The sequence below is a fragment of the Pedobacter sp. GW460-11-11-14-TSB4 genome (assembly GCF_059423705.1).
In genome coordinates, this window is record NZ_JBWKYI010000022.1 from 1 (window position 1) to 21,872 (window position 21,872).

The 21,872-nt window shown below is 39.1% G+C and carries 17 protein-coding genes, 1 tRNA gene and 1 riboswitch; of the genes, 11 read left to right on the forward strand and 7 right to left on the reverse strand.

Features of this window, described 5'->3' with window-relative positions; all coding sequences use genetic code 11:
* Positions 1-157: 157 nt before the first annotated feature.
* The 4 genes from AC07YT_RS18630 to AC07YT_RS18645 form a co-directional block, all read right to left on the reverse strand.
* The gene (locus AC07YT_RS18630; RefSeq protein WP_086544787.1) at positions 158-784 is read right to left on the reverse strand and encodes a carbonic anhydrase; all 627 of its coding nucleotides are present in this window, start codon (positions 782-784) and stop codon (positions 158-160) included.
* 60 nt (positions 785-844) lie between these two features.
* Positions 845-1,354 (reverse strand): flavodoxin family protein, encoded by a 510-nt coding sequence (locus tag AC07YT_RS18635; protein ID WP_086544788.1) that lies wholly within the window; start codon positions 1,352-1,354, stop codon positions 845-847.
* A gap of 295 nt (positions 1,355-1,649) precedes the next feature.
* The gene (locus AC07YT_RS18640; RefSeq protein WP_086544789.1) at positions 1,650-2,261 is read right to left on the reverse strand and encodes a hypothetical protein; all 612 of its coding nucleotides are present in this window, start codon (positions 2,259-2,261) and stop codon (positions 1,650-1,652) included.
* Positions 2,262-2,571: 310 nt separating this feature from the next.
* Positions 2,572-3,213 carry a Crp/Fnr family transcriptional regulator gene (locus AC07YT_RS18645; protein ID WP_086544790.1) on the reverse strand — a complete coding sequence of 214 codons (642 nt, stop codon included), beginning with the start codon at positions 3,211-3,213 and terminating at the stop codon, positions 2,572-2,574.
* Between the two features lie 78 nt (positions 3,214-3,291).
* Between AC07YT_RS18645 and AC07YT_RS18650 the strand changes: the two genes are divergently transcribed.
* The 8 genes from AC07YT_RS18650 to AC07YT_RS18685 all read left to right on the forward strand — a co-directional run bounded on the left by AC07YT_RS18650 (position 3,292) and on the right by AC07YT_RS18685 (position 12,099).
* Positions 3,292-3,987 carry an HAD family hydrolase gene (locus tag AC07YT_RS18650; protein WP_086544791.1) on the forward strand — a complete coding sequence of 232 codons (696 nt, stop codon included), beginning with the start codon at positions 3,292-3,294 and terminating at the stop codon, positions 3,985-3,987.
* Entirely contained in the window at positions 3,984-4,628 is a 645-nt protein-coding gene (locus tag AC07YT_RS18655) for a chloramphenicol acetyltransferase (protein ID WP_086544792.1), read from the forward strand. Before AC07YT_RS18650 ends, AC07YT_RS18655 begins: the two co-directional genes overlap by 4 nt.
* A 71-nt stretch (positions 4,629-4,699) precedes the next feature.
* On the forward strand, positions 4,700-4,906 hold the full coding sequence (locus AC07YT_RS18660; protein WP_086544793.1) for a hypothetical protein: 207 nt from the start codon (positions 4,700-4,702) through the stop codon (positions 4,904-4,906).
* Between the two features lie 82 nt (positions 4,907-4,988).
* Positions 4,989-5,065 (forward strand) — tRNA-Ala (locus tag AC07YT_RS18665).
* Between the two features lie 220 nt (positions 5,066-5,285).
* A riboswitch (SAM riboswitch) is annotated at positions 5,286-5,385 on the forward strand.
* Positions 5,386-5,627: 242 nt separating this feature from the next.
* Entirely contained in the window at positions 5,628-6,755 is a 1,128-nt protein-coding gene (locus AC07YT_RS18670; protein ID WP_086544794.1) for a TlpA disulfide reductase family protein, read from the forward strand.
* Positions 6,756-7,198: 443 nt separating this feature from the next.
* Positions 7,199-10,189, forward strand: coding sequence for a SusC/RagA family TonB-linked outer membrane protein (locus AC07YT_RS18675; protein WP_086544795.1), 2,991 nt, complete (start codon positions 7,199-7,201; stop codon positions 10,187-10,189).
* A 16-nt stretch (positions 10,190-10,205) separates the two neighbouring features.
* On the forward strand, positions 10,206-11,654 hold the full coding sequence (locus AC07YT_RS18680; protein WP_086544796.1) for a RagB/SusD family nutrient uptake outer membrane protein: 1,449 nt from the start codon (positions 10,206-10,208) through the stop codon (positions 11,652-11,654).
* 13 nt (positions 11,655-11,667) lie between these two features.
* Complete coding sequence (locus tag AC07YT_RS18685) at positions 11,668-12,099, forward strand: hypothetical protein (RefSeq protein ID WP_086544797.1); 432 nt, start codon at positions 11,668-11,670, stop codon at positions 12,097-12,099.
* 166 nt (positions 12,100-12,265) lie between these two features.
* On the opposite strand, the gene AC07YT_RS18690 is transcribed toward AC07YT_RS18685, so the two are convergent.
* From AC07YT_RS18690 to AC07YT_RS18700, 3 genes are all read right to left on the reverse strand, one after another.
* Positions 12,266-13,261 carry a hypothetical protein gene (locus tag AC07YT_RS18690; protein ID WP_086544798.1) on the reverse strand — a complete coding sequence of 332 codons (996 nt, stop codon included), beginning with the start codon at positions 13,259-13,261 and terminating at the stop codon, positions 12,266-12,268.
* Complete coding sequence (locus AC07YT_RS18695; protein WP_086544799.1) at positions 13,258-14,337, reverse strand: carboxypeptidase-like regulatory domain-containing protein; 1,080 nt, start codon at positions 14,335-14,337, stop codon at positions 13,258-13,260. The genes AC07YT_RS18690 and AC07YT_RS18695 overlap by 4 nt, the downstream gene beginning before the upstream one ends.
* A 235-nt stretch (positions 14,338-14,572) precedes the next feature.
* On the reverse strand, positions 14,573-15,889 hold the full coding sequence (locus AC07YT_RS18700) for a DUF5690 family protein (RefSeq protein WP_145954181.1): 1,317 nt from the start codon (positions 15,887-15,889) through the stop codon (positions 14,573-14,575).
* Between the two features lie 415 nt (positions 15,890-16,304).
* Between AC07YT_RS18700 and AC07YT_RS18705 the strand changes: the two genes are divergently transcribed.
* From AC07YT_RS18705 to AC07YT_RS18715, 3 genes are all read left to right on the forward strand, one after another.
* Positions 16,305-16,877 (forward strand): RNA polymerase sigma factor, encoded by a 573-nt coding sequence (locus AC07YT_RS18705; protein WP_086544801.1) that lies wholly within the window; start codon positions 16,305-16,307, stop codon positions 16,875-16,877.
* A 105-nt stretch (positions 16,878-16,982) separates the two neighbouring features.
* Entirely contained in the window at positions 16,983-18,140 is a 1,158-nt protein-coding gene (locus tag AC07YT_RS18710) for a FecR family protein (RefSeq protein ID WP_086544802.1), read from the forward strand.
* A gap of 146 nt (positions 18,141-18,286) precedes the next feature.
* The gene (locus AC07YT_RS18715) at positions 18,287-21,865 is read left to right on the forward strand and encodes a TonB-dependent receptor (RefSeq protein ID WP_086544803.1); all 3,579 of its coding nucleotides are present in this window, start codon (positions 18,287-18,289) and stop codon (positions 21,863-21,865) included.
* The last annotated feature ends 7 nt before the right edge of the window (positions 21,866-21,872 follow it).

Consider the following 21,872-nt stretch of genomic DNA (forward strand, 5'->3'; position numbering starts at 1 on the left):
GTGAACGTTGCAATTTTTTTAAATTATTATTGACCATTTTGTTAAGATTTGGTCAACCTTTTTTAGGACTCCACAAAGATAATAAAACCCCGCAAGTTTTAAACCTGCGGGGTTTTTATGTCATTAGGACTAAAGACTTCGCACTTATGACTATGGACTAATAAAGGTTATAAATCTCCTTAATGTCTTTCAAAATCTTTTCAAAATCGATTTTTAGATCAATTAAACGACCGGTGTGGATGTCAAATACCCAACCATGAACGGTTAAGCCGCGTCCGGCAATTGCTTCCTGCACGGCTGCGGTTTTTAACAGGTTAACACATTGCTCCTGAACGTTAAGTTCTACCAATCTGTTGTAACGAAGACCTTCGTCCTCAATGGCATTCAGCTCTTCTTTGTGGATACGGTATACATCGCGGATATTTCTTAACCAGGGATTTAATATGCCCAAATCTGCAGGTTGCATGGCTGCTTTAACACCGCCACAATTGTAATGGCCGCAAACAACAATATGGTTTACTTTTAAATGGCGTACGGCATAATTTAAAACCGTCATTACATTTAAATCTACGTTGTTTACCAGATTGGCCACATTTCGGTGTACAAAAGCCTGACCTGGCTGTATGCCCATTAAATCTTCTGCGGTAACACGGCTATCTGAACAGCCGATGTACAAAAACTCAGGGCTTTGACCTTTCGATAATTCAGTGAAATAATCAGGATTAATGGCCAGTTTCTCGGCAATCCATTTTTCATTATTCTTAAAAACTTCTTCTACATTCATGCTTTTGCTTTAAATAGAATTTTTGGATATATAAATTATGATGCGTGCTAAACAAGGTGTTTATACAGCTATAAAACTAAAAAAAGATTTCCTGATTTCTGCATGTTCTTCCTCGCTAATTGTTAGATCCGAATTGAAATAAACATGGCCTTTAAAATCCATCTCCATGTAATTGGCCGTCATAAAAAATGGTGTTGTAAAACCGTCGGGTAAATCGCCATCCGTTCCTACGGCAATTAACTGTACTGTTTTTCCTTTTAGATTTCGGCCCACTTCTTTATTCAGGGTTACCCAATCTGTCAGGCGATCGAACAGGTTTTTCATTCGCCCGCTCATGCTGTACCAATACACAGGTGTTGCAAAAATAAGGTGTTTATGATATAGGATTTCTTTTGCAAAGGTTTCGAAACCATCTTCAACCGGATATTGGTTTTCGTAATTATACGGCAGAAAATAATGCTCCACTAAATTTAGCTGATCAAATGCAATTTCCTGAGTGAGTTTGCTGATAAACTTTTGTGTATTTCCATTCAATCTGGCGCTACCGTTTATAATTAAGATATCGGGCATACTGGTGTTCGTTTAATTAAACAACAAGTTTTAAGCCTTAAATGTTTAGTGTCCGCTCAGGCATTGAGAAACAAAGCGCAGTTGGGCGTTTGTGGAGAGATGTAGCTTAGATATCTCGCAGGAAAGCTATTAATCCTAAAGATTTGAGACTGTGTGATGACGCGTTAAATATTGATAACGACCAATAACTCCAGGGAGCGTATTAAAGTGATGATGAAGGTAAAAAGAAAAGCCAATATCAATATCTTAAGATATATAAGAAGCATTGATATTGGCTTTAGAAATTTAATTTTTTTTAGCTCGCAACGGCTACCGCATTTTTGTTGATGTGGTTAGGCAGTTCTTCAAGTGTATATAAGTTTACCAACGATTCTCTTAGTGCGTTTTTAGCATTGTACCACACATTCTCCTGGGTAAAATGACAAACGCCATTGGTTAATTCTGTAATAATCGCACCAATTAAAGTTGCAAAATGGTTTTCAAAAACATCACCTGAATGATATTTTAAAGAAAATACTTTATTGTACTGCTGTAATTGTGTTTCAACCTCTGCACTTAATTTTACAGGTTTGGCTACTTTCTTTTTTTTCTTCTTCTTAAATAACCCAAATATTTTTTGAACAGCGCTTTGTTTGATAATTTTTTCTTTAAAAAGCTTTTTCTTGTATTCTTTAAGATCGAAAGATTTTAGTGAAACACTAAAATTTAATTTCAAATTATTTTCGTTGAATATTTCCAGGCTTGGCTTGTCCCACTTAAAAACAATTGGAAGAGTCCCGTTTGTATTTCGAAATGAAAAGGATGAGTTAATGTCCAGAACATTTTCATGTTCGTTTAACCGTTTTAAAATTGTTGGAATTAGATCGTCTGTTAAAGAATTGGTGTAGATGTTAATATAAGCACTCATGTTTAATTAAGATTAGCTGAATCAATGTAAATGGCAGAGGTGTTGCCTGCGCCTTATTTAAATGATAATTAAGGATATCGTTTTATTGCAGAGTAAGCTGGTACTCCAGAATATCGATTAACTTGGGAATCTTAATGTGAATTGACGTTTGCAGTTTTTCATTATATATGTGGTTTTTTTGTGTGGCATTGTTTTCCGCAAAAATGCGGCCTTGTTAAATTTCAATTACTTAAACGAATCAAATTGCCGAAACGTTACAGTTAATTTTTAAATACCTTCGAAGCAATAATTATACCACAAATAACGTTGGTTATTTTAATCGTTCGAGTAGCTTTTTCATATTGGTGAGCTGGAGTACATGCTTAAATTCGGGGGTATCAAAACCTCCTTTATCAATCACTTGCTTTAAGCTTCTGTTAAAGCTTCTTACGGAAATGCCCAGATAGGCAGCCATGTCTTCTTTCGAGATGGAGATGTGCTCATCGGCCTGCAGTTTGAGCAATTTTAAAAGCGCATATTCTAAGGTATATAGCTGCTGGAAGGATGCCCGTGTACTGGTTTGTATAATTCTGGTAGACAATTCCTGGAGTAAGATTGTAGTAAATTCACTACTTTTATGAATCAGTGAAAGGAAAAGATGATCGGGAATAACGTAGGCCGAAACATCACTTATTGCCGCTACATTACATAAGCAATCTATCTTTTTTAAAGCCTCCAATTCGCCTACCACTTCGCCTTTACCTAAAAATTCGATAATAAAATCTTTACCGTTTTCTTCAGAAATAAAACACTTGCTAATGCCATCCTTAATGATGTAAATATTGTTGATTTTTTCACCCTGTTCAACAAAACGATGTCCTGCTTTAAAGTTTTTAAGTGTTATGGCTTCTCCTTTATTTTCGGAAGAAAAACGTTCGATAAAGGATAAGAAAGTAAGATTGGTGCGAAGCATATTTATTTAATCGAGACAAATGTCCTTTTTTAACGGTATCTGTTGCTTTACTTTTGTGCTACTAAAGTAAGCATAACCATGAAAAATCAAATTACTGTAATTGCTTTTGATGCTGATGATACCCTTTGGGTAAACGAACCTTATTTCCGCGAAACCGAAGAGCAGTTTGCAGGTCTTTTAGAAGATTTTATGCCCCGGCACAGCATCTTGGCAGAACTTTATAAAACAGAAATAGCCAATTTACCGCTTTATGGTTACGGGATTAAAGGTTTTGTTTTAAGCATGATCGAGACCGTTTTAAGGATAACCGAAGGTAAAATAGATCCTGTTGTGATTAGTAAAGCGATAACACTTGGACAGGAAATGCTCAATAAACCTGTTGTATTGCTTGATGGGGTAGAAGAGGTATTAAAAACCTTACATGGGAAATACAAACTGGTGGTCGCTACCAAAGGTGATTTACTCGACCAACAACGAAAACTGACCAAATCAGGGCTGGACCACTATTTTCACCATATCGAAATTATGAGCGATAAACAGGAAAAAGATTATCAAAAACTGATTAAACATCTGGATTGTAAACCTGAGGCCTTTTTAATGTTGGGCAATTCTCTAAAATCGGATGTTTTACCCGTATTGAATATTGGCGGCCATGCTGTTCACATTCCTTTCCATACCACCTGGGTGCACGAAAGTATCGATCATACCATCGAACATGCAAACTTTTATCAGATGGAAAATCTATCTGAGGTTTTACCAAAATTAATTGAATGAAAGAAAAAATAGATATAAACACCTGGATCAGAAAAGATCATTTTAAATTTTTTAGCGCCTTTGAAGAACCTTTCTTCGGCGTAACCGTAGAAGTTGACTGTACGGCTACCTACAAAGAAGCAAAAGAACATCAAGTTTCTTTTTTTCTGCTTTACCTGCACAAATCGCTTGTTGCTGCCAATCAGGTAGAACCTTTTCGTTACCGCATTATTGATGGCGAGGTTTGGAAGTATGAAAGCGTGCATGCTGCAGCCACAATTAACAGACCAAATGGCACATTTGGATTTGGCTACATGGATTTCTATAATGACTTTGAAGATTTTAGAACAGCGGCCAATAAAGAGATTGAAAAGGTGCAGGCCAGCACAGGTTTAATCCCTTCCTCATCAGGCGGAAATGTAATTCACTATTCGGCACTACCCTGGTTAAATTTCACTTCTTTATCACATGCCCGCAATTATGCTTATCACGATAGCTGCCCTAAAATATCTTTTGGCAAGGTTAGAGATGAAAACGGGAGAAAAATAATGTCGGTTTCCATACACGTAAACCATGCCTTGATGGATGGCTATAACGTGGCCCAATTTGTAGATTGTTATCAGGAGCTGTTAAACAAAAAAGAAGTTAACGAATATATTTAACTCACAACTTTACGCAATTAAACCTAAAGCATATTTAATGTTCGGTTAATATTAGGAATTTATTTTCGGCGATGTTTATAGCTGCCGTTATTATTCCTTTTTACCTTTTGGCTGTTGTAGCCATGTGTTATATGGATACCGCTTTTAAGGCCATTATGTTTTTTGTACTGTTGCTTATTGCCACATTTGTACTTTTTCTGTTCATCAATTATCCTATGCAATCGGTGTTTGCGGTAATCTGTTTAATGGCCTTGTTTGCTTTTAAACCTAAAGATTAATTAAAAAGTGAATTATCATTTGCATTCGAGAAAGTATTTGCTATTTTTGCTGCTCGGGCAGGAAGCTTGAAAATTTAAAATTGGGGGATTAGCTCATTTGGCTAGAGCGCTTCGCTGGCAGTGAAGAGGTGATCGGTTCGAATCCGATATTCTCCACCACATTAAAGGCTACCTGTAAGGTAGCCTTTGTCATTTAAAGGGTTTCTTCCCTGGCATAGTAGCTTAAATATCCACCAAAGTTTGTTACATCAACAGTCATAGATATGCAATTTTCATGAGTGTTTTTACAGGTATAACCACTTTTTTTAGACTTTAAATAAAAAGACTACAAAATCTATAGGAATTATATATATTTGCTCCTGCAAGGAATAATTTTGCAGACTTATCCAGAAAGACTGAGGGAAAGGCCCTGTGATGTCTTAGCAACCTGTTGCCAAATAAGGTGCTAAATCCTTCCTCTAACCAAGGAAAGATAAGAAAGATTTCGCTAAAGAATCTGAATGAGCCTGTGGTAAATTTTAAAGATTAAAAAATGAACATTTATTTAAACACCAGCGCTGACGATATCACTCCCGAAAAAGTTTTTGTAGGGATGAAACCTGATATCTTCCAGCTGAAAGGCAACAACTATTTCGAGCGTGTTTTCAGGTAGTTGAGCTTACATGCTGTTTCAACTTTGAACTTAATTATTTTATAAAAAGAACCCATAAAACCAAAAACCATGAAAAAATCACTACTAATTGCCATTAGTATCCTTCCGGTTGCAGCAATAGCACAGAAACCGTTCTCCATTGAGGGAACCCTGAAAAAATCATCAGCCCCCGAAAAAGTATACCTCAGTTATGCTCAGAATGGACAATCGCTTACCGATTCTACAGAATTAAAAAATGGATCATTCTCCTTTTCTGGCCATGTAGCCGATCCGGTTAGGGCATCGCTCTATAGAAAACCAGTTGAAAAAAACGGAAAAAGGGATGTATTGTCCTTTTATCTCGAAACAGGTACCCTTAAACTTGCCACGGCAGATTCTTTAAAAAATGCTTCAATTTCCGGATCGAAAGTAAATGCCGATAATGATAAGTTAAAAGCGTTAACCAAACCTGTACAGGATAAACTTGCAGCCATAAGCGGCGAATTTGGTAAACTTAGTCCTGAACAGAAAAAAAATAAGGCACTAACCGATTCGATTTATAAACGTTATGAAGCAGCAAGTAAGGCGCTGGAGCCAATATACCTTGATTTTGCAAGGAAAAACCCTAAATCTTACATAAGCTTAAACGCAATTCAGCAGATTGCCACCAGTGAATCCGTACAGGCAGAAGCGGAACAGGTTTATGCTGGATTAGATGGGACGGTAAAAGAGAGTAAAGCTGGTAAAGATGTTTCAATTTACTTCAACGCGGTAAAGAAAACCAAAATTGGACTTCAGGCAATCGATTTTACACAAAATGATGTAAACGATAAACCGGTAAAATTATCTGATTTTAAAGGAAAATATGTTCTGGTTGATTTTTGGGCTTCATGGTGCGGACCTTGCAGACAGGAGAATCCTAATGTAGTAGCAGCCTATAATCAGTATAAAGATAAAGGGTTTACCATATTGGGTGTTTCTTTAGATCAGCCTGGGAAAAAAGAGGCCTGGTTAAAAGCCATTGCCGATGACCAGTTGACATGGACACATGTTTCTGACCTAAAATTTTGGGACAATGCGGTAGCAAAACAATATGGAATCAGATCTATCCCGGCAAACTTTTTAATTGATCCAGATGGAAAGATTATCGCAAAAGGACTTCGTGGAGAAGCATTGAAAGAAAAACTGGCGTCGCTTCTGGAGGCTAAAAGTAAATAGATAAGAATACGGTTCAATAAAAATTAATTAATAAGTTTTAGAAATAATAAGAGAAAAAAGACAGCTGCCCTTTTATGCAAAGTGTACAAAAGGTTACCAGATAAATAATAACAGGGGCGATTGAGGCCGCCCCTGAATCAAGTGATTTATCACGGTATGTGACCAATAATGCGACTTAATGTTTAACCACTCAAACAAATATAATGAAAATATCCTAAAAAATTAGTTCGTCAATTAAATGGATGTCCCTTAGCCGTAAACGATTGTATTACTGCTTAAACTATCCTATTCTCCCAAATTACCCCATTTTTCTTCTTAAAGCATTGTGTTGATTTAAGGCTAGGCAGTTTTTCTGTTAGCAATGAAATCGCTGTGGGTAAAATTTCAATATCTGCCATGAATTGGGAACTGGCATCAACATTCATTAACTAAAACCATCATAAATGAAACGAAAGTTATTTTCGCTTATTATACTGTGCCTTTTTGCAGTCTTTAATGCAAGGGCACAAACCAAAGTTATTACAGGAAAGGTAATAGCTGTGGCAGACGGGCTGCCCATTCCTGCTGTTTCTGTAAGAATATCGGGCAGTAAAATTGCCACGCAAACTGATGCAGACGGGAGGTTTTCCATCGTTGCTCCATCATCGGCAAAAACAATTGAGTTTAGCTACCTCGGTTTTGTAACGCTAAGGGAGAATATTGGTGACCGTAAGGCAATCAATATCAGCTTACAAGCCGATCAAACAGGTTTAGAAGAGGTTATCGTAACTGGTTTCGGCCAAACGGTTAAAAAAAGAGACATTACAGGTGCGGTTTCCAGTATTTCGGCAAAAGAGATTGAAAAAGTGCCTTTAATAAGTTTCGATAGGGCCATGCAGGGTAGGTTACCCGGGGTTAGGGTAACCACCAATTCAGGAACACCAGGTGCTTCGGTAAGTGTATTGATCCGCGGAACGGGCTCATTTAACGCCAGTACTGCACCACTTTACATCGTGGATGGTATCCAGATCAATTCGGGAGATTTATCCAGAAGCTTATCTACATCTAATATTTTAAACAACCTGAATCCCGATGATATCGAAACTATTGATGTATTGAAAGATGCTTCATCTGCATCTATTTACGGCTCACAGGCCGCAAACGGCGTAATTATCATCACAACAAAACGAGGGAAAGCAGGGAAAACCGAATTCGATTTCAGTAGTTACTTTGGTTACGCAGAAGAGGTTAACAGACTTGATGTACTTTCTGGACCTGAGTGGCTATCGGTGTACACAGAAGAATATGTTAACCGGTACGGTGCCAATAGCAGCCAGGTTGTTGGTCCTTCTGGTATCAAAACGGTTTTTGGTTCTGATCCGTCTGCCGCACCATCTTATAGCTGGTATGATGCCGCCTACCGGAAAGGCCAGACACAAAACTATCAGTTAACTGCCCGGGGAGGTGACGCCAAAACCAAATTTTATATTTCTGCAGGTCTGTTTGATCAAAAAGGGCAACAGATTCAGCAGGATTTCAAAAGAGGTACCTTTAAAACCAATCTTGAGCACAATGTAAATGACCGGTTATCGCTGGAGGCAAATTTAAACCTGAGTACCTTTACCCAGAATGGAACGCTGAGTGGTTCAACATTTGCAAACCCTTCATTTGGAGCAAACTTTCTGATTCCAACCCAGGCCATATACACCGCCTCGGGCGATTACAATGAACCTTTGCTCGGTGCAGTAGCCACCAATCCAATCAAATCTGCAAATTACGATATTAACAAAGGGACTACCAACCAGCTTCAGGGGATTTTTGCCTTGAATTATAAAATTATTGATGACCTGAAGTTTAGGGCAACAGGTTCGATCGATTATGGAGATATCAAAGAGGACCGTTTTCAGGATCCAAGAACAAGAGATGGTGCCGCACCAAACGGAAGATATACCTTTTTAGATACCGAGTTTAAAAATTACCAAACCAACGCAACTTTAAATTACAGCCACCTGTATGGAGCTAAGCATAAAGTATCTGCTTTGGCAGGTTTTGAGTATCGCCATCAGGTAAACAACTCCGTAACTACCCAGAAAACAGGTTTTCCAAACTATTTATTCAGGACATTGAACGGAGGTACTGTTCTGGCTTCTATTTCGTCGAGCTTTACAGAGTTTAAAAACCTGGGATATTTTGCCCGGGCAGAATATGCTTTTGATGATAAGTATATTGTTAACGGAACAATCCGTTACGATGGAAATTCAAGGTTTGGTGAAAACCAGAAATTCGGGCTCTTTGGATCGGGATCACTTACATGGCGACTTTCAAGAGAGAACTTTTTAAAGGATGTTAAATGGCTGAATGACTGGAAAATCAGAACCAGTTATGGTAAAGTTGGGAATTCGGGTATCGGAAACTTTGCCTCTCTTTCCACCTTTGGTTCGAACTCAGGTTATAATGGTGTAGGCGGGATTTCGCCGGGCGGCCTTCCGAATGTAGAACTTACATGGGAAGACAGTTATACCCTGAATCTTGGTACCGATGTGTCAATATTGAACAATAGGTTAAGTTTTACTGCCGAATATTATAATAAACTGAATAAAAACCTGCTTTTAACGCGTACACTGCCCAGTACAAGCGGTTATAGCGGAGTGAGCGATAATGCCGGTAAAATGCGTAACCGGGGTTTCGAATTTCAGATAAATTCTGAAAACCTGGTCGGTAAATTTAAATGGAGCAGTTCATTCAACGTCTCGTTTAATAAAAACAAAGTACTCGAACTTATTACCGATGATCTTGATCCACGATTCCAGTTGGTTGGCAACTCCGTAAGCAGGATTCTTTCTTACCAGTATGCGGGGGTAAATCCGGCTGATGGAAGACCGCTTTGGTTAGATGCAAACAATAACCTGACCTATAACCTCACCACCAACGACAGGAAAATTATAGGCGACAGCCAGCAGAAATATTTTGGTGGGTTTACCAATAACTTTTCATACGGTGGAATTGGCCTTGATATCTTCTTCCAGTATGCTACAGGCTTTTTGCTGATCGATCAGAATAAAAACTTCCTGGATAGTTATGCAAATGCATCAAACCGGAGTACGGATGTTTTTAGAAGATGGACAACACCTGGGCAGATTACAGATGTGCCGCTTGCCTATACCGGAGGAAATTATGTAACCGGGGGAATTGCCTCTACTGCATACAGTACGCTATCAACCCAGTGGTATAAGCCAGGAGATTACCTGCGACTAAAAGAAGTGAGGTTGTCTTACAAATTTTCTAAAAATTTCATTTCCAAAGCAAAGCTTAATAATGTACTTCTTTATGCGACCGGTACCAATCTGTTAACCTGGACCAAATATACAGGGACTGATCCGGAAAGCGTACTTTCTGATAATGGGGGAGTACCGCAGGCGAGAACTTATACTTTAGGATTCCAGATCGGATTGTAGATAAAAATAAATCAAAATGAAAAAATACTTATATATACTTATACTAACCGGGCTGGTTGGGATTTCAGGATGTAAAAAAACACTGGAAACGGCGCCCAGAGATACTATAGCTGCGGCTGATGCCTTATCCAGTCTTACAGGCGTTAATAGTCTGCTCAATACCGTTTACAGTAATTTAAGGGGAACCGGATATTACGGGCAGTCGTTTAAAATCAATCCTGATATCATGGCTGATAATATTTATCCGATTCCCGGGCTTAATTCTAACCGTTTGATCACCAATTCGGTTAATGCAGCGGGCGCCCACATGAGCCTTTGGGGACTGTATACTTCGGGTATTAATCAGGTTAACCTGGTTATCGAAGCAACAACTAACCTGGCTGGTGCGCAGGCAGACAAAAATAAGATCTTAGGTCAGGCATATGGCTTACGTGCTTTATTTTACTGGGATCTGGTAAAGTTGTACGGCTATAATCCTCAATTTATCGTCAATGGATTTGATAAAGGTGTGCCGCTTGTTCTGAAGCCGACACCTACACTCGCAGCAGTTACTTTTCCTGCAAGGAATACAGTAGATGAGGTTTACAAACAAATTGAATTGGATTTATTGGCTGCAGAAAGTATTCTGGATAATGCCGCCGGGAACAGGTACATTACCAAAACGGTTGCACAGGCTATTTTGTCTAAAGTTTACCTTTACTGGGGTAAGTATAGTCAGGCCGCCACTTATGCAGATAAAGCAATTGCTGCAGCAGGCTCAACCTTTGTGAGCAATGCCGCATATACCTCCAGTTTTTACGCTGACAATAATCCGGAAGCCATCCTGAATATTGTAATCACTTCCGAACAATCTAATATCAATGAATCCTTACAGTCTTATTACGCCCAGTTTCCCGCTGATTACGGTAAGCGCCAGGATCAGACTGCTTTTGATAACAACAGTGAGCCAAAGGTAGGATATGGCGATTTTACGCCAACACCCGAGTTACTGGCATTGTATGAAACGGGAGATATAAGAAGAGGTACCATTACAACAGGCAAAAAAAGTAATGTAACGGTTAATTATGTGCGCAAATGGGTTCCGACAAATGGGGTTAACTTTTTACAAAATATACCCTTACTTAGGGTTTCTGAACTTTACCTGATTAGGGCGGAAGCCAATTTTAGGGCAGGTTCGGCCATTGGTGCAACTGCCCAGAGTGATCTGGATAAGATTAGAATAAGAGCAGGTTTAGGCAGTGTTCCCGTTTCAATAGCTGCAATTCTGAAAGAAAGAAGGATTGAACTTGCATTTGAGGGGGACAGGTGGTTTGATCTGGTCCGCCTTGGTTTAGATGTTCCAAAATCTACGGCATTGGGAACTATTGCGCCTATTGCCTATAATACCGATTATAGAATCCTTGCCCCCATACCACAGGCCGACCTGAGTGTGAACCCGAATCTTGTTAAAAACCCAGGCTATTAAAATAATAAATCATATGAAAAAAATAATATTTCCAGCCGCTATATTGGCAATACTGCTGTTTTTTGGATGTAAAAAATACAGGATAGAATACGACCAGCCATCGCAGGTAGAATTTAAGCCGGTTACCGTAACACTTGCGAAAGGTACAACGGCTGCTCCCGGAAGCACTACAGTACTTATCCAGCTGGTAGGGCCACAACAGGGTTCTGATATCAACATCGACTATTCGATAGATCCTGCAAGCACAGCTGTAGCAGGTACGCATTATACGATTTCGGGACCGGCAGGGAAAATTACGATTCCTGCCAACAGCAGTTCGGCCCAATTGGTCATCACTGCTATTCCTGCAAATCTGGCAACGGCTAAAAAGCTGATATTGACCTTGAAGGACGGTACCCTGCCGGTGAGCCAAAACTATAAAACCTCAACCATAACGCTTCAATAAATACCCGCGGGCAGTGTTATCTGTGCTGCCCGCATTTTTTGAGTTCCGATTTTATGTTACAGAAATCAACTAGATGGGACTCCAGAGTCAATTGATAATGTTTTTACTTGAAAAATTATAGAGTAAAATATTTCATCAAGCGCTCACAAGTTTGGTATTATAAGGTTTATTCTGCCCTGCCTGTAACGGTTATAGCCAATTTTGCCTTATCCCGACTTATTTTCCAGTTTCCTGAATAATCTTTTGCAAAAAATGTAGCCTCCCCATCTTTGATCAGCTCAAGTCCTACAAAAGGTTTGAAACCAGTTAGTTTGGTAGTGGAAAATGTGTTGTAGGCGATCTGACTTGCGTTTTCAATGTTGGGCAGCCATTGTATGGCGACAAAGAAATCGCCCTTTGGTATGATAATTTTATATTTTGAAATATTCGCCACGATCTTATATGAGTTTTCCGCAGTTACATTGATTTCCTCATTGCATAGATCTTCAGCAGGAAAACCGGCAGCATCGGCGCGATAGATCCTGACCCTGAAAGTGGCATTTTGCAAATCCTCGTATTTGTAAACTCTGCTGTTATCTCCGCCAGGAGCATCTCCATCTTTATAGTTTTTAGTTAAAAAAAGATTTTTATTCTCAGTAATCGCTAGCTCTGAGTTAAACAGGAGCTGGGCAACAGAAATTTTTTCCAGCATATAACGTTCTGCCGGATTATAGAAACGTTGCGCCACCTGTTGGTATGGTAACGGATGAAATGGGTCTGGAAAACCCACGTAATGTTTCACATGATCGATGTTAAACTCGTTAAGCGTTATTTTTTTGGTGCCTTTGATTTCCTTAAAAACGATACCTGTTGCCATTTTTAGCACCAGTTGCACCTTGCCGTTTTCTACGTCGGCTATCCTGATTTTTTTTGATATATAGTTTTGCTTCTCGAGATAAACCGAATCGCTTTTGGCAGCTAATAGGTCCACTTTCCCCTGCGTATTGGCCATGGTATAGGTCTGTCTGGTTTTACAGGACACCAGGGCGCCAATAATCGGTTTTTTTGTCGTACTGTCTGTTATAAAAATCGTAACGCGGTTGATTTCCTGTCCTTGTAAGGTTGGTATCTGTCCAAACAACCCATAACAACAGAAAAGAAGCAGGTGTTTAATCATTTTCATTTGTAGTATGAGATATTTATGGACAGTGCAATTTCCCTGGAAGCATCACCTGCGGGTTTATCCAGGGCATACCACTTTCCGTCTTGTCTGATAAAACGGTTACTCGTTTTATCAGCGGATTGTGGATATAACGCAATAAAAGGTTCGTAGCCAATGGTATATTGTGGGATGAAAACGTTCTGACTATTATATGTCACCATTTTATGGCCGATTTTATAGGTCTGGTTCTGGAGTTCATACAACCATTCTATAATGACAAAAAAACTTGAACCGGGAGGACGGATGTTCAGTTTCCGCAGATCAATCTGGTTCAAGGTCTGATAACTATCCAACATTACTTCTATCTTTTTGTAGTAAAGTAATGTGTCGGGACCATGGCTTATAGAATCTATTCCCGTTACATAAATATTGATCTTCGATGTATCGAGGTGCTTATTCCGGTTAAAATAAAGTTCGTCGTTAATTGGAAATAAAGTAGTACGACCATTTGGTGAAAAAAGTGGTTTGCTTGGTGGAGAATGTTTTTGCGCAAAACGGCCAAGGGTAATATACTCCAGTTTAAAATCGGTAGCCGTCGTCTCAAACATTTTTGCAATAGGCAGGGGTGAGGAAACGAATAGCTCCTGTATTTCCTTTTTAACGCTATAGTTGACCTGATCATAAGAAAATTTACCTAAAACCTCATATTGTTTCTTCACGCTGATCTGTACTTCGTTTAGCGTATAGTTATCTTCTTTCAGCAGTACAGTTTGCCCATTTTTAAAGTTAGCGGTAGGTATCTTTTGAATATTATAACCAATATAACTAAAGGTCAAGGTATCCGGTTGTTCATTGGTATGGATCTCGAAAATTCCTTTTTCGTTTGAAACGGTATCTCTTTGCTGTTGTTGAAGTTTTACCGTTACCAGTGCAAGCGGCTTCTTTTCGTTTTCGCTAATCACAATTCCCTTATAAGTTACCTGCGAGCGTGCAGTACTAAACTGAAATGAGAAGCAGAATAATGTTAGTACAAAAACCAGCTGTTGTAGTGAAAGTTTATTTATGAAGCCAGAGTTGAATGATTCAAGATTTTTCATATCCCTTTAGCGGAAAAGTTTTTAGGAAAAATGAGCTTTTTGGGATCAAGTTTGACCAAAACTAGATTATCCTGAGTGCTGATGTTTTTGAATAAACGATTAAAAATTTTGGCTAAATTCATGAGAGGTTCAGAAATGTATGGTTATCTAATATATATAATTCTGTTTTTAGATTGAAATAAATCTGCTAATCATTCGCTTCTGATGGAGTAATGACTATCCAGGTCTGGAGGAGTTAATCGTGGAGATTTATGGGTAGCTTATCTAAAATTCCTGTTATCGGCCCTTTTGCCCTTATTTTTCGGTTAAAGAAAATAGCGACGAAGACCAGCAGTAAAAGACATATTCCTGATAGCAGATAGCTGAATTGCATCAGTACTTTTGCCCAGCTGACGTTTTTCATGAAAAATTCTTTGTACAATAAAAGGCCTACACTGCCCAGGTAGCCCACAGCATCACAGATGTAAACAAAAAATCCGGCATTTGCTTTTATTTTAAAAAGGGCGATCATCCGTTCAAATAGCACGACCTGGATAGGCGTATAAGCCATAAACATCCCCATTCCTACCAGTAACATCCACCAAAAAGGACTGATGAGGTTAAACTGGAAACACAAGGTGCTGCCTCCACTCAGTATTAAACCTAAAGCAATCAGGTATTGAGTACCCCAAAAACCCTTAATATTATTTCTGATCAAAGATAAGCTGCCAATAAAAAGCAGTACGATCGTCCCTGAGATACCTTCAGTAATAGAAAAAACAGCCTTGTCCCACTGACTGTCAATCTCAGTCCAGATCTCGACCGAAAAATTATCCCGAAAGTCTCTCATCGTAGTAAGCATGGTGTAGATAATGCCAATGCCTATGATCGCAATGCCGTATTCACGCAGACATAACTTTTTGTCTTCCGTATTCATGGGTAAGCGCTCTACGCGGAGGAGTTTATCGGTTTCATTGGGTTCAGGAATAACATTCAGCATCCAAACGAACAGCAGGAAGAGGGGTAGAAAAAACAAGCCTACGGTAGCGGGCATCCAGAATTCTGAAACCCAGGGAAGCCACTCATGTATGGTGAAATATATGGTTTTAATTATTCCGGAAGATACAATAAGGCTAATGCTTAGCCCCATGGCCAGCATTTCTGTAAAACGCCTTCCTTCCAGATAGCTGAATATGATTCCCCAGACCATGCCGAGGGGAAGACCGTTTAAGCATAGAAAAATGAAATTGAAAGGGTATGGAACCAGGCCAAAGAGCAGCAAAGATGCTTCAGCAAAAAGGATAAGGCCAATAATGAGTTTTTTTCTGCCAGATTTTTTAAGCTCTGAGATCACTTTTATGCCAATAAATTTTGAAATCATATAGCCGAGTACCTGCGAGATGATTAAAACAGCCTTGTAATCAAGATTAAAAAACGTTAAACCTGTGTAGGTACCGCTGGTGAAGGGTTTTCTGAAAGCGTACATGCAGAAGTAAGTGCCAAATGCAGCTAACATACACCAGATAATGAAAAACAGCTTAGAACTGACGAGAAGGTGTTTAAGTTTGTTCATGCACGTATCAGTTTATTCGCTTCTAATTGGCTTTCTTAAGGCATATTATGCGCTTCGAGTTTCCGCTTATGGAGTTGAAAAAGTAATTCTGTTAGTTTAATTATACTGTACTTAGTTTAGTGTTTGTACAAACATAAGTGCTAATTATTAAATGAATTTATGTTATACGAAACTTTTTTTAAAATTAGGCGAATATCCATAATTTTAATACTATTGTTTGTTATTGGCGTATTTTCGAAATATAAGTTTACAGTTGCGTTGGTATGCAGATAAAGGTAGTTAATGGATTATGTTGCTGATAAACCATTATTGAAGAATAAAAAAGTATTTTTTTTGTTAAACTTTGTTTAGTATTTATATATTTGGTGTAGCCAAATATGCTGATCATTAGCAGGATTTTAACTTTACTGATGTCATGAAATTAAGTCTAGCCCAAGGTAGAAGTGATGCAGAATTATTAGCACTGATTAGCGTTTCTGATAATCTGGCTTTTAATGAGTTGTACGACCGTTATTGGAAACAGGTTTTTAATGCAGCATACAAACAAATTAAAGACATCTCTTCTGCACAAGACATTACGCAAGATATTTTTACTCAATTGTGGCTAAGGGATAAAGATTCCAAAATTGAAAACCTCAGCGCCTACCTTTTTACTGCCGTAAGAAATCAGTCTTATAAACTGATGGCCAAACAGAAACGCAGCAGCCCCATTCTGGATGTATTAATGGAATCGGAGGTATCTTGCTACCAGGCTGATGATCAGATTTTGTATAAAGAATTTCTCTGTGCTTATGAAGCCCTGATCGATAATTTACCCGAGCAACAAAAAATAATTTTCAAAAAGCGCTTTAACCAAGGCCTAAATACGCTTGAAATCTCCACTCAACTTTGTTTATCTCCTAAAACAGTACGTAACCATTTAGGAAGAGCCCTTGCAAAACTCAAAACAGCTTTGCTCATTATTCTTGTTTTATTCATGCTGGTTTAAGCACCAGGACTCATTTTCTTCCAAACCATAGGATTTAAAAAAATATTTTTATCCTGACTGGGCTTTTTCTCTTTTCGCGGGTCATACTGTTAAAGCAGCCACCTGATGAAACATATAAACGAAAAGCAACTTTTAAAGATTTTAGACAGATACAACAAAGGAACCGCATCTGATGAGGAAAAAAAATTTTTGGAAACATATTCGATGCTGGTTAATAATGAAACCGATATCACAGATGTGCTGGATGAGCAGGCAATTAAAAGTAATATCAAACAGCTTATAGATGCAAATGTAGGGGAGGGAAAGCTGAAGCAGAAGAAGGTTGGGAAGAAAATAGACTATAGATGGCTTTCTGCCGCTGCTGCGATCCTGCTCGTTGTTGCTATCGGTTATTTAAAACTAGATAAAAAACCAGCGCTCGCCGGCAGGCCTCAGGCCAATCCTCAAACCATTACACCAGGTGGTAACAAGGCATTTTTAATTTTAGCTGACGGCAGCAGAATCAATCTGGATGCTGCAGGCAATGGAAAGGTTGCCCAACAGGCAGGAATCAGTATTTCCAAAACGGCCAGCGGGCAATTAAGTTATACGGTTAGCGGTGCATCAAATCAGGGTTCAGCCAGTGCTTATAATACCATCGAAACACCTAAAGGCGGACAGTATCTGGTGAAATTACCAGATGGGACACAGGTTTGGCTAAATGCAGCCTCATCTTTAAAATTTCCACTTGCCTTTTCAGCTAAGGAAAGAAAAGTGGTGTTAACCGGTGAAGGTTATTTTGAAGTAGCAAAAGATAAATCTAAACCATTTAGGGTGATGAGCGGAAATCAGATGGTGGAGGTGTTGGGTACACATTTTAATATTAACAGTTACGCCGATGAAGGTAACATTAAAACAACCCTGGTTGAAGGCCGTGTAAAAGTTCATTCAGCTGCAAAAACCAATACAGATCTGATACTGGTTCCAGGTCAGCAGGCTATAAATACCGGACAACTGATGAGTTTAAATGCCAACCCCAATATTGAAGAAATCATATCATGGAAAGAAGGTTCTTTTCAGTTTAACGATAGCAGTTTATCATCCATTATGCGCCAGCTTTCCAGGTGGTACGATGTAGATGTTGAATTTGTGGGGCAGGTTCCCGATTATCATTTCCGCGGACGGATTTCAAGGGATACCCCGATAACTCAAATTTTTGAAATACTAAAAACCGGAGGCTTAAACTTTACGATTGAAGGAAGGAGGATTATAGTAAGAGACTAACTTGAAATAAAACTGCCAGGCAGTTTTAACCGGATTAAGCCAAAAAAACCGAATGTGTTTCGACCACATCCGGCAATAGTTTAGGCTGAATCTGAAAGAAAAATATTGGATTAACTTTTTACAAAACAACCAAACCAAACAAAAATATGGATTTTTTTACTCCGTACCTACCTATTTATAAAAATAGGCAGGCAAACAGAATTGCCCAGGCTTTTTTTGCCTGGTACATGGGGATAGACCTCGATAAAAAAAGAAGATTTATCATGCGAATCAAACTGACAGCCTTGATCTGTTTTATAACCTGCCTTCATATTTATGCAGCAGGTTATGGGCAAAGCATTACTTTATCCGTAAAGAATGCATCACTGCAACTTGTGCTGGATAAGATTGAAAAGCAGAGCGGATACAATTTATGGGTGCAAACCGAATTGCTTAAAAAAAGCAATAAAGTATCTTTAGCGGTTAAAAACAAACCGCTGGACGCCGTACTGAAAGATGTTTTTAAAGACCAGACACTTAGTTATGCCATTGTAGGCAAAACGATTGTAGTCAAAAACAAGGTTGAAGAGCAAAACAACATCTTCGGTGGCCCCTTGATGGTTTTTGTAAATATTGAAGGTAAAATAGTAGATAGCAAGGGAGCACCGCTTCCCGGAGCATCGGTGAAAGTGAAGGGCACCACAAAAGCCACTACTGCAAATACGGAAGGAAAATTTTCCCTTGTGGCAGATAAAAACGATGTCCTGCTGATTTCTTTTGTGGGTTACAAAACCAAAGAAGTTCCACTAAATGGACAAAGTACGCTAACCATACAACTTGAAGAAAGTGCAGCAGAGCTGAGCGACTTTGTGGTGGTCGGTTACGGATCGACCAAAAAAGTAAATTTAACAGGCGCCGTAAGTACTGTTAGTGGTGATGTATTAAAAGACCGCCCGATTTCAAACATTGCACAGGGCTTGCAGGGTGTGATTCCCAATCTAACCATCACCAATTTTAGCGGGCAGCCTGGCCGTACTTCTGATTTAAACATCAGGGGATATGAGTCCATCAATGGCGGATCTCCGCTTATTGTAATTGATGGCGTGCCAACCACATCAAACAGCAGCCTTTATTCCCTTAATCCACAGGATGTAGAAAATATCACGGTATTAAAAGATGCGGCCTCGGCGGCTATATACGGGGGAAGGGCAACCTTTGGTGTGATCCTAATCACGACTAAAAGTGGCAAATTTAATTCTGGTTTGAATATAGAATTTTCTTCTAATTTTTCAGATAAGCGATTGACCGAATTACCCAATATCGTAACCGATCCGGCAACTGTAATGCGGGTTAAAAATGAGGGTTATAAAGCTTATTACGGAACCGATTTATACAACCAAACTTTTATGGATTATGCGAACAAACGTTCAGCCGATCCGAGTTTGCCTCCTTATTATATAGATCCTGCTGATCCGACAAAATACGTATATGTTGGTTCTACCAACTGGTTTGATGAACTTTTCAGAAAAAATACGCCAACCTGGGATAATAATTTATCCATCAGGGGAGGCACAGAAAAGGTTACTTATAATGTCTCTGCCGGCTATCTGCGTCAGGAAGGATTGTTTGAAGGAAATCCGGATGTGTACAGCAGGTATTCATTGCGTAGCAAAACAGAATTTAAAGCCACTTCATGGTTGAAATTGGGTAATACCACACAGTTGAGCAGGACAGGTTACAAATATCCTACCCTGTGGAATGGCCCTTCGAGAGGTGATTTGTTCCACGCTATTGGTAGAATACCAAGCTTTGAGATTGTAAACAATCCAAATGGCTCCTATACCGCAAATGGCGTACTACTGGGCTATTTAAAAGATGGTGGACGCGGGGAGTCTCAGAAAAATGATTATTTAACCACCTTTGAGGCACAGACAAATTTTTTCAAGAATAGCCTGAGGGTGACCACCAATTATACTTTCCAAAGTGTAAATGGAAATTTTCTAGACCCATATATTCCTTTAGAATATCAGTATGCCAACCCAAATGTAAATATTCAGGATGGACAGAGCGGGCTTGGCCAGGGATATAATACCAGTAAATACAATGTATTTAATGTATTTGGAGAATATGAAAAGAATTTTGGCAAACACAATGTTAAAGCCATGGCTGGTTATAGCCAGGAAGGTTATCATGAAGATAGCAATTCGATATTCCGAAATGACCTGATCAGCTCAAATACACCAAACATTGGTCTTGCATTGGGCAATCCATCCTATACTTCAACAGCAGGTGAATGGGCCTTAAGAAGTCAGTTTTTCAGGGTAAACTATGCCTATGATAACAAATACCTGTTAGAGGTTAATGGACGGAGAGATGGTTCATCCCGTTTCCCTGTTGATGACCGTTATGTATTTCTTCCTTCAGGATCAATAGGATGGCGCGTATCTGAAGAAAATTTCTTCAAAGGATTAAAACCTGCCATCAGCGACTTTAAATTAAGGTTCTCTTATGGTTCTTTAGGTAACCAAACGGTAAGTAAAGCGGGTAGCAGTGACCCGGATTATTATCCATACATACCATTAATGTCAAGTTCATCTAAAATAACCAATATTTTAGGGGGTAACCAGCCACCTGCGGTATATGCGCCAGGTTTGGTTTCACCAAGCTTAACATGGGAAAGACAATACACCAAAAACTGGGGAACGGATATTGCCCTGATGGGAAATAAACTGAATATCTCTTATGACTATTACATCCGGGATGTTAAAGATATGCTAACCTCATCAAGGCAACTTCCCGCTGTACTTGGTACACCTCCCCCTAGAACCAATGCTGCTGATTTGAGAACAAGGGGATGGGAACTCTCCTTAAATTATAATAATAAGTTCAACCTCGCCAGTTCTGATTTTAAATACAATTTCAGATTCGTTCTGGCGGATAATTATACCGTGATCACCAAATTCGATAATCCTAACGGCAATATTGGAGAATATTATGTAGGTAAAAGAATCGGAGAAATATGGGGAATGGAAACTGAAGGATTATTTCAGTCTGATGCTGAGGTAGCTGCACATGCCGATCAGTCTGCTGTAGACGGTTACTATGGTTTTCATGCAGGTGATCCAAAGTACAGAGATTTAAATGGCGACGGAAAAATCAATATTGGAAAACTGACCCTTGGCGATCATGGCGATCTGAAGGTGATCGGAAATAGAGAAGCACGTTATACCTACGGTATTAGCGGTGGTTTTAACTGGAAAGGATTCGATATGAGTTTTTTTTTACAAGGTGTAGCTAAAAGAGATTTCTGGTTAGGTACATCAAGTTATTTCTGGGGTACCTATCGTGCCCCGTGGGAGCATGTTTATCAGCATCAGCTGGATAACATGTGGTCGCCGGAAAATCCGGATGCCTACTTTCCAAGGTATGCGGCCTGGAGAACAGGTGATATTGCAGAATGGCGGGATCTAGATGTCGTGCAGACCCGTTACCTGCAGGATGCTTCTTATCTGCGGTTAAAAAACCTGACCATTGGCTACAGGTTGCCGGAGAAGCTGGTAAAAAGAATCGGACTGAAGAGCTTTCGCTTCTATTTGAGTGGAGAGAATATTGGAGAAATCAATAACATTAAGTTCAAGGTGCTTGATCCCGAAACACTTGGCGGAGACGGCTCATCGTCATGGGGAACTGGAAAATCATATCCTTTCCAAAGAAGTTATTCAGCAGGTATTAATGTAACACTTTAAGATATAA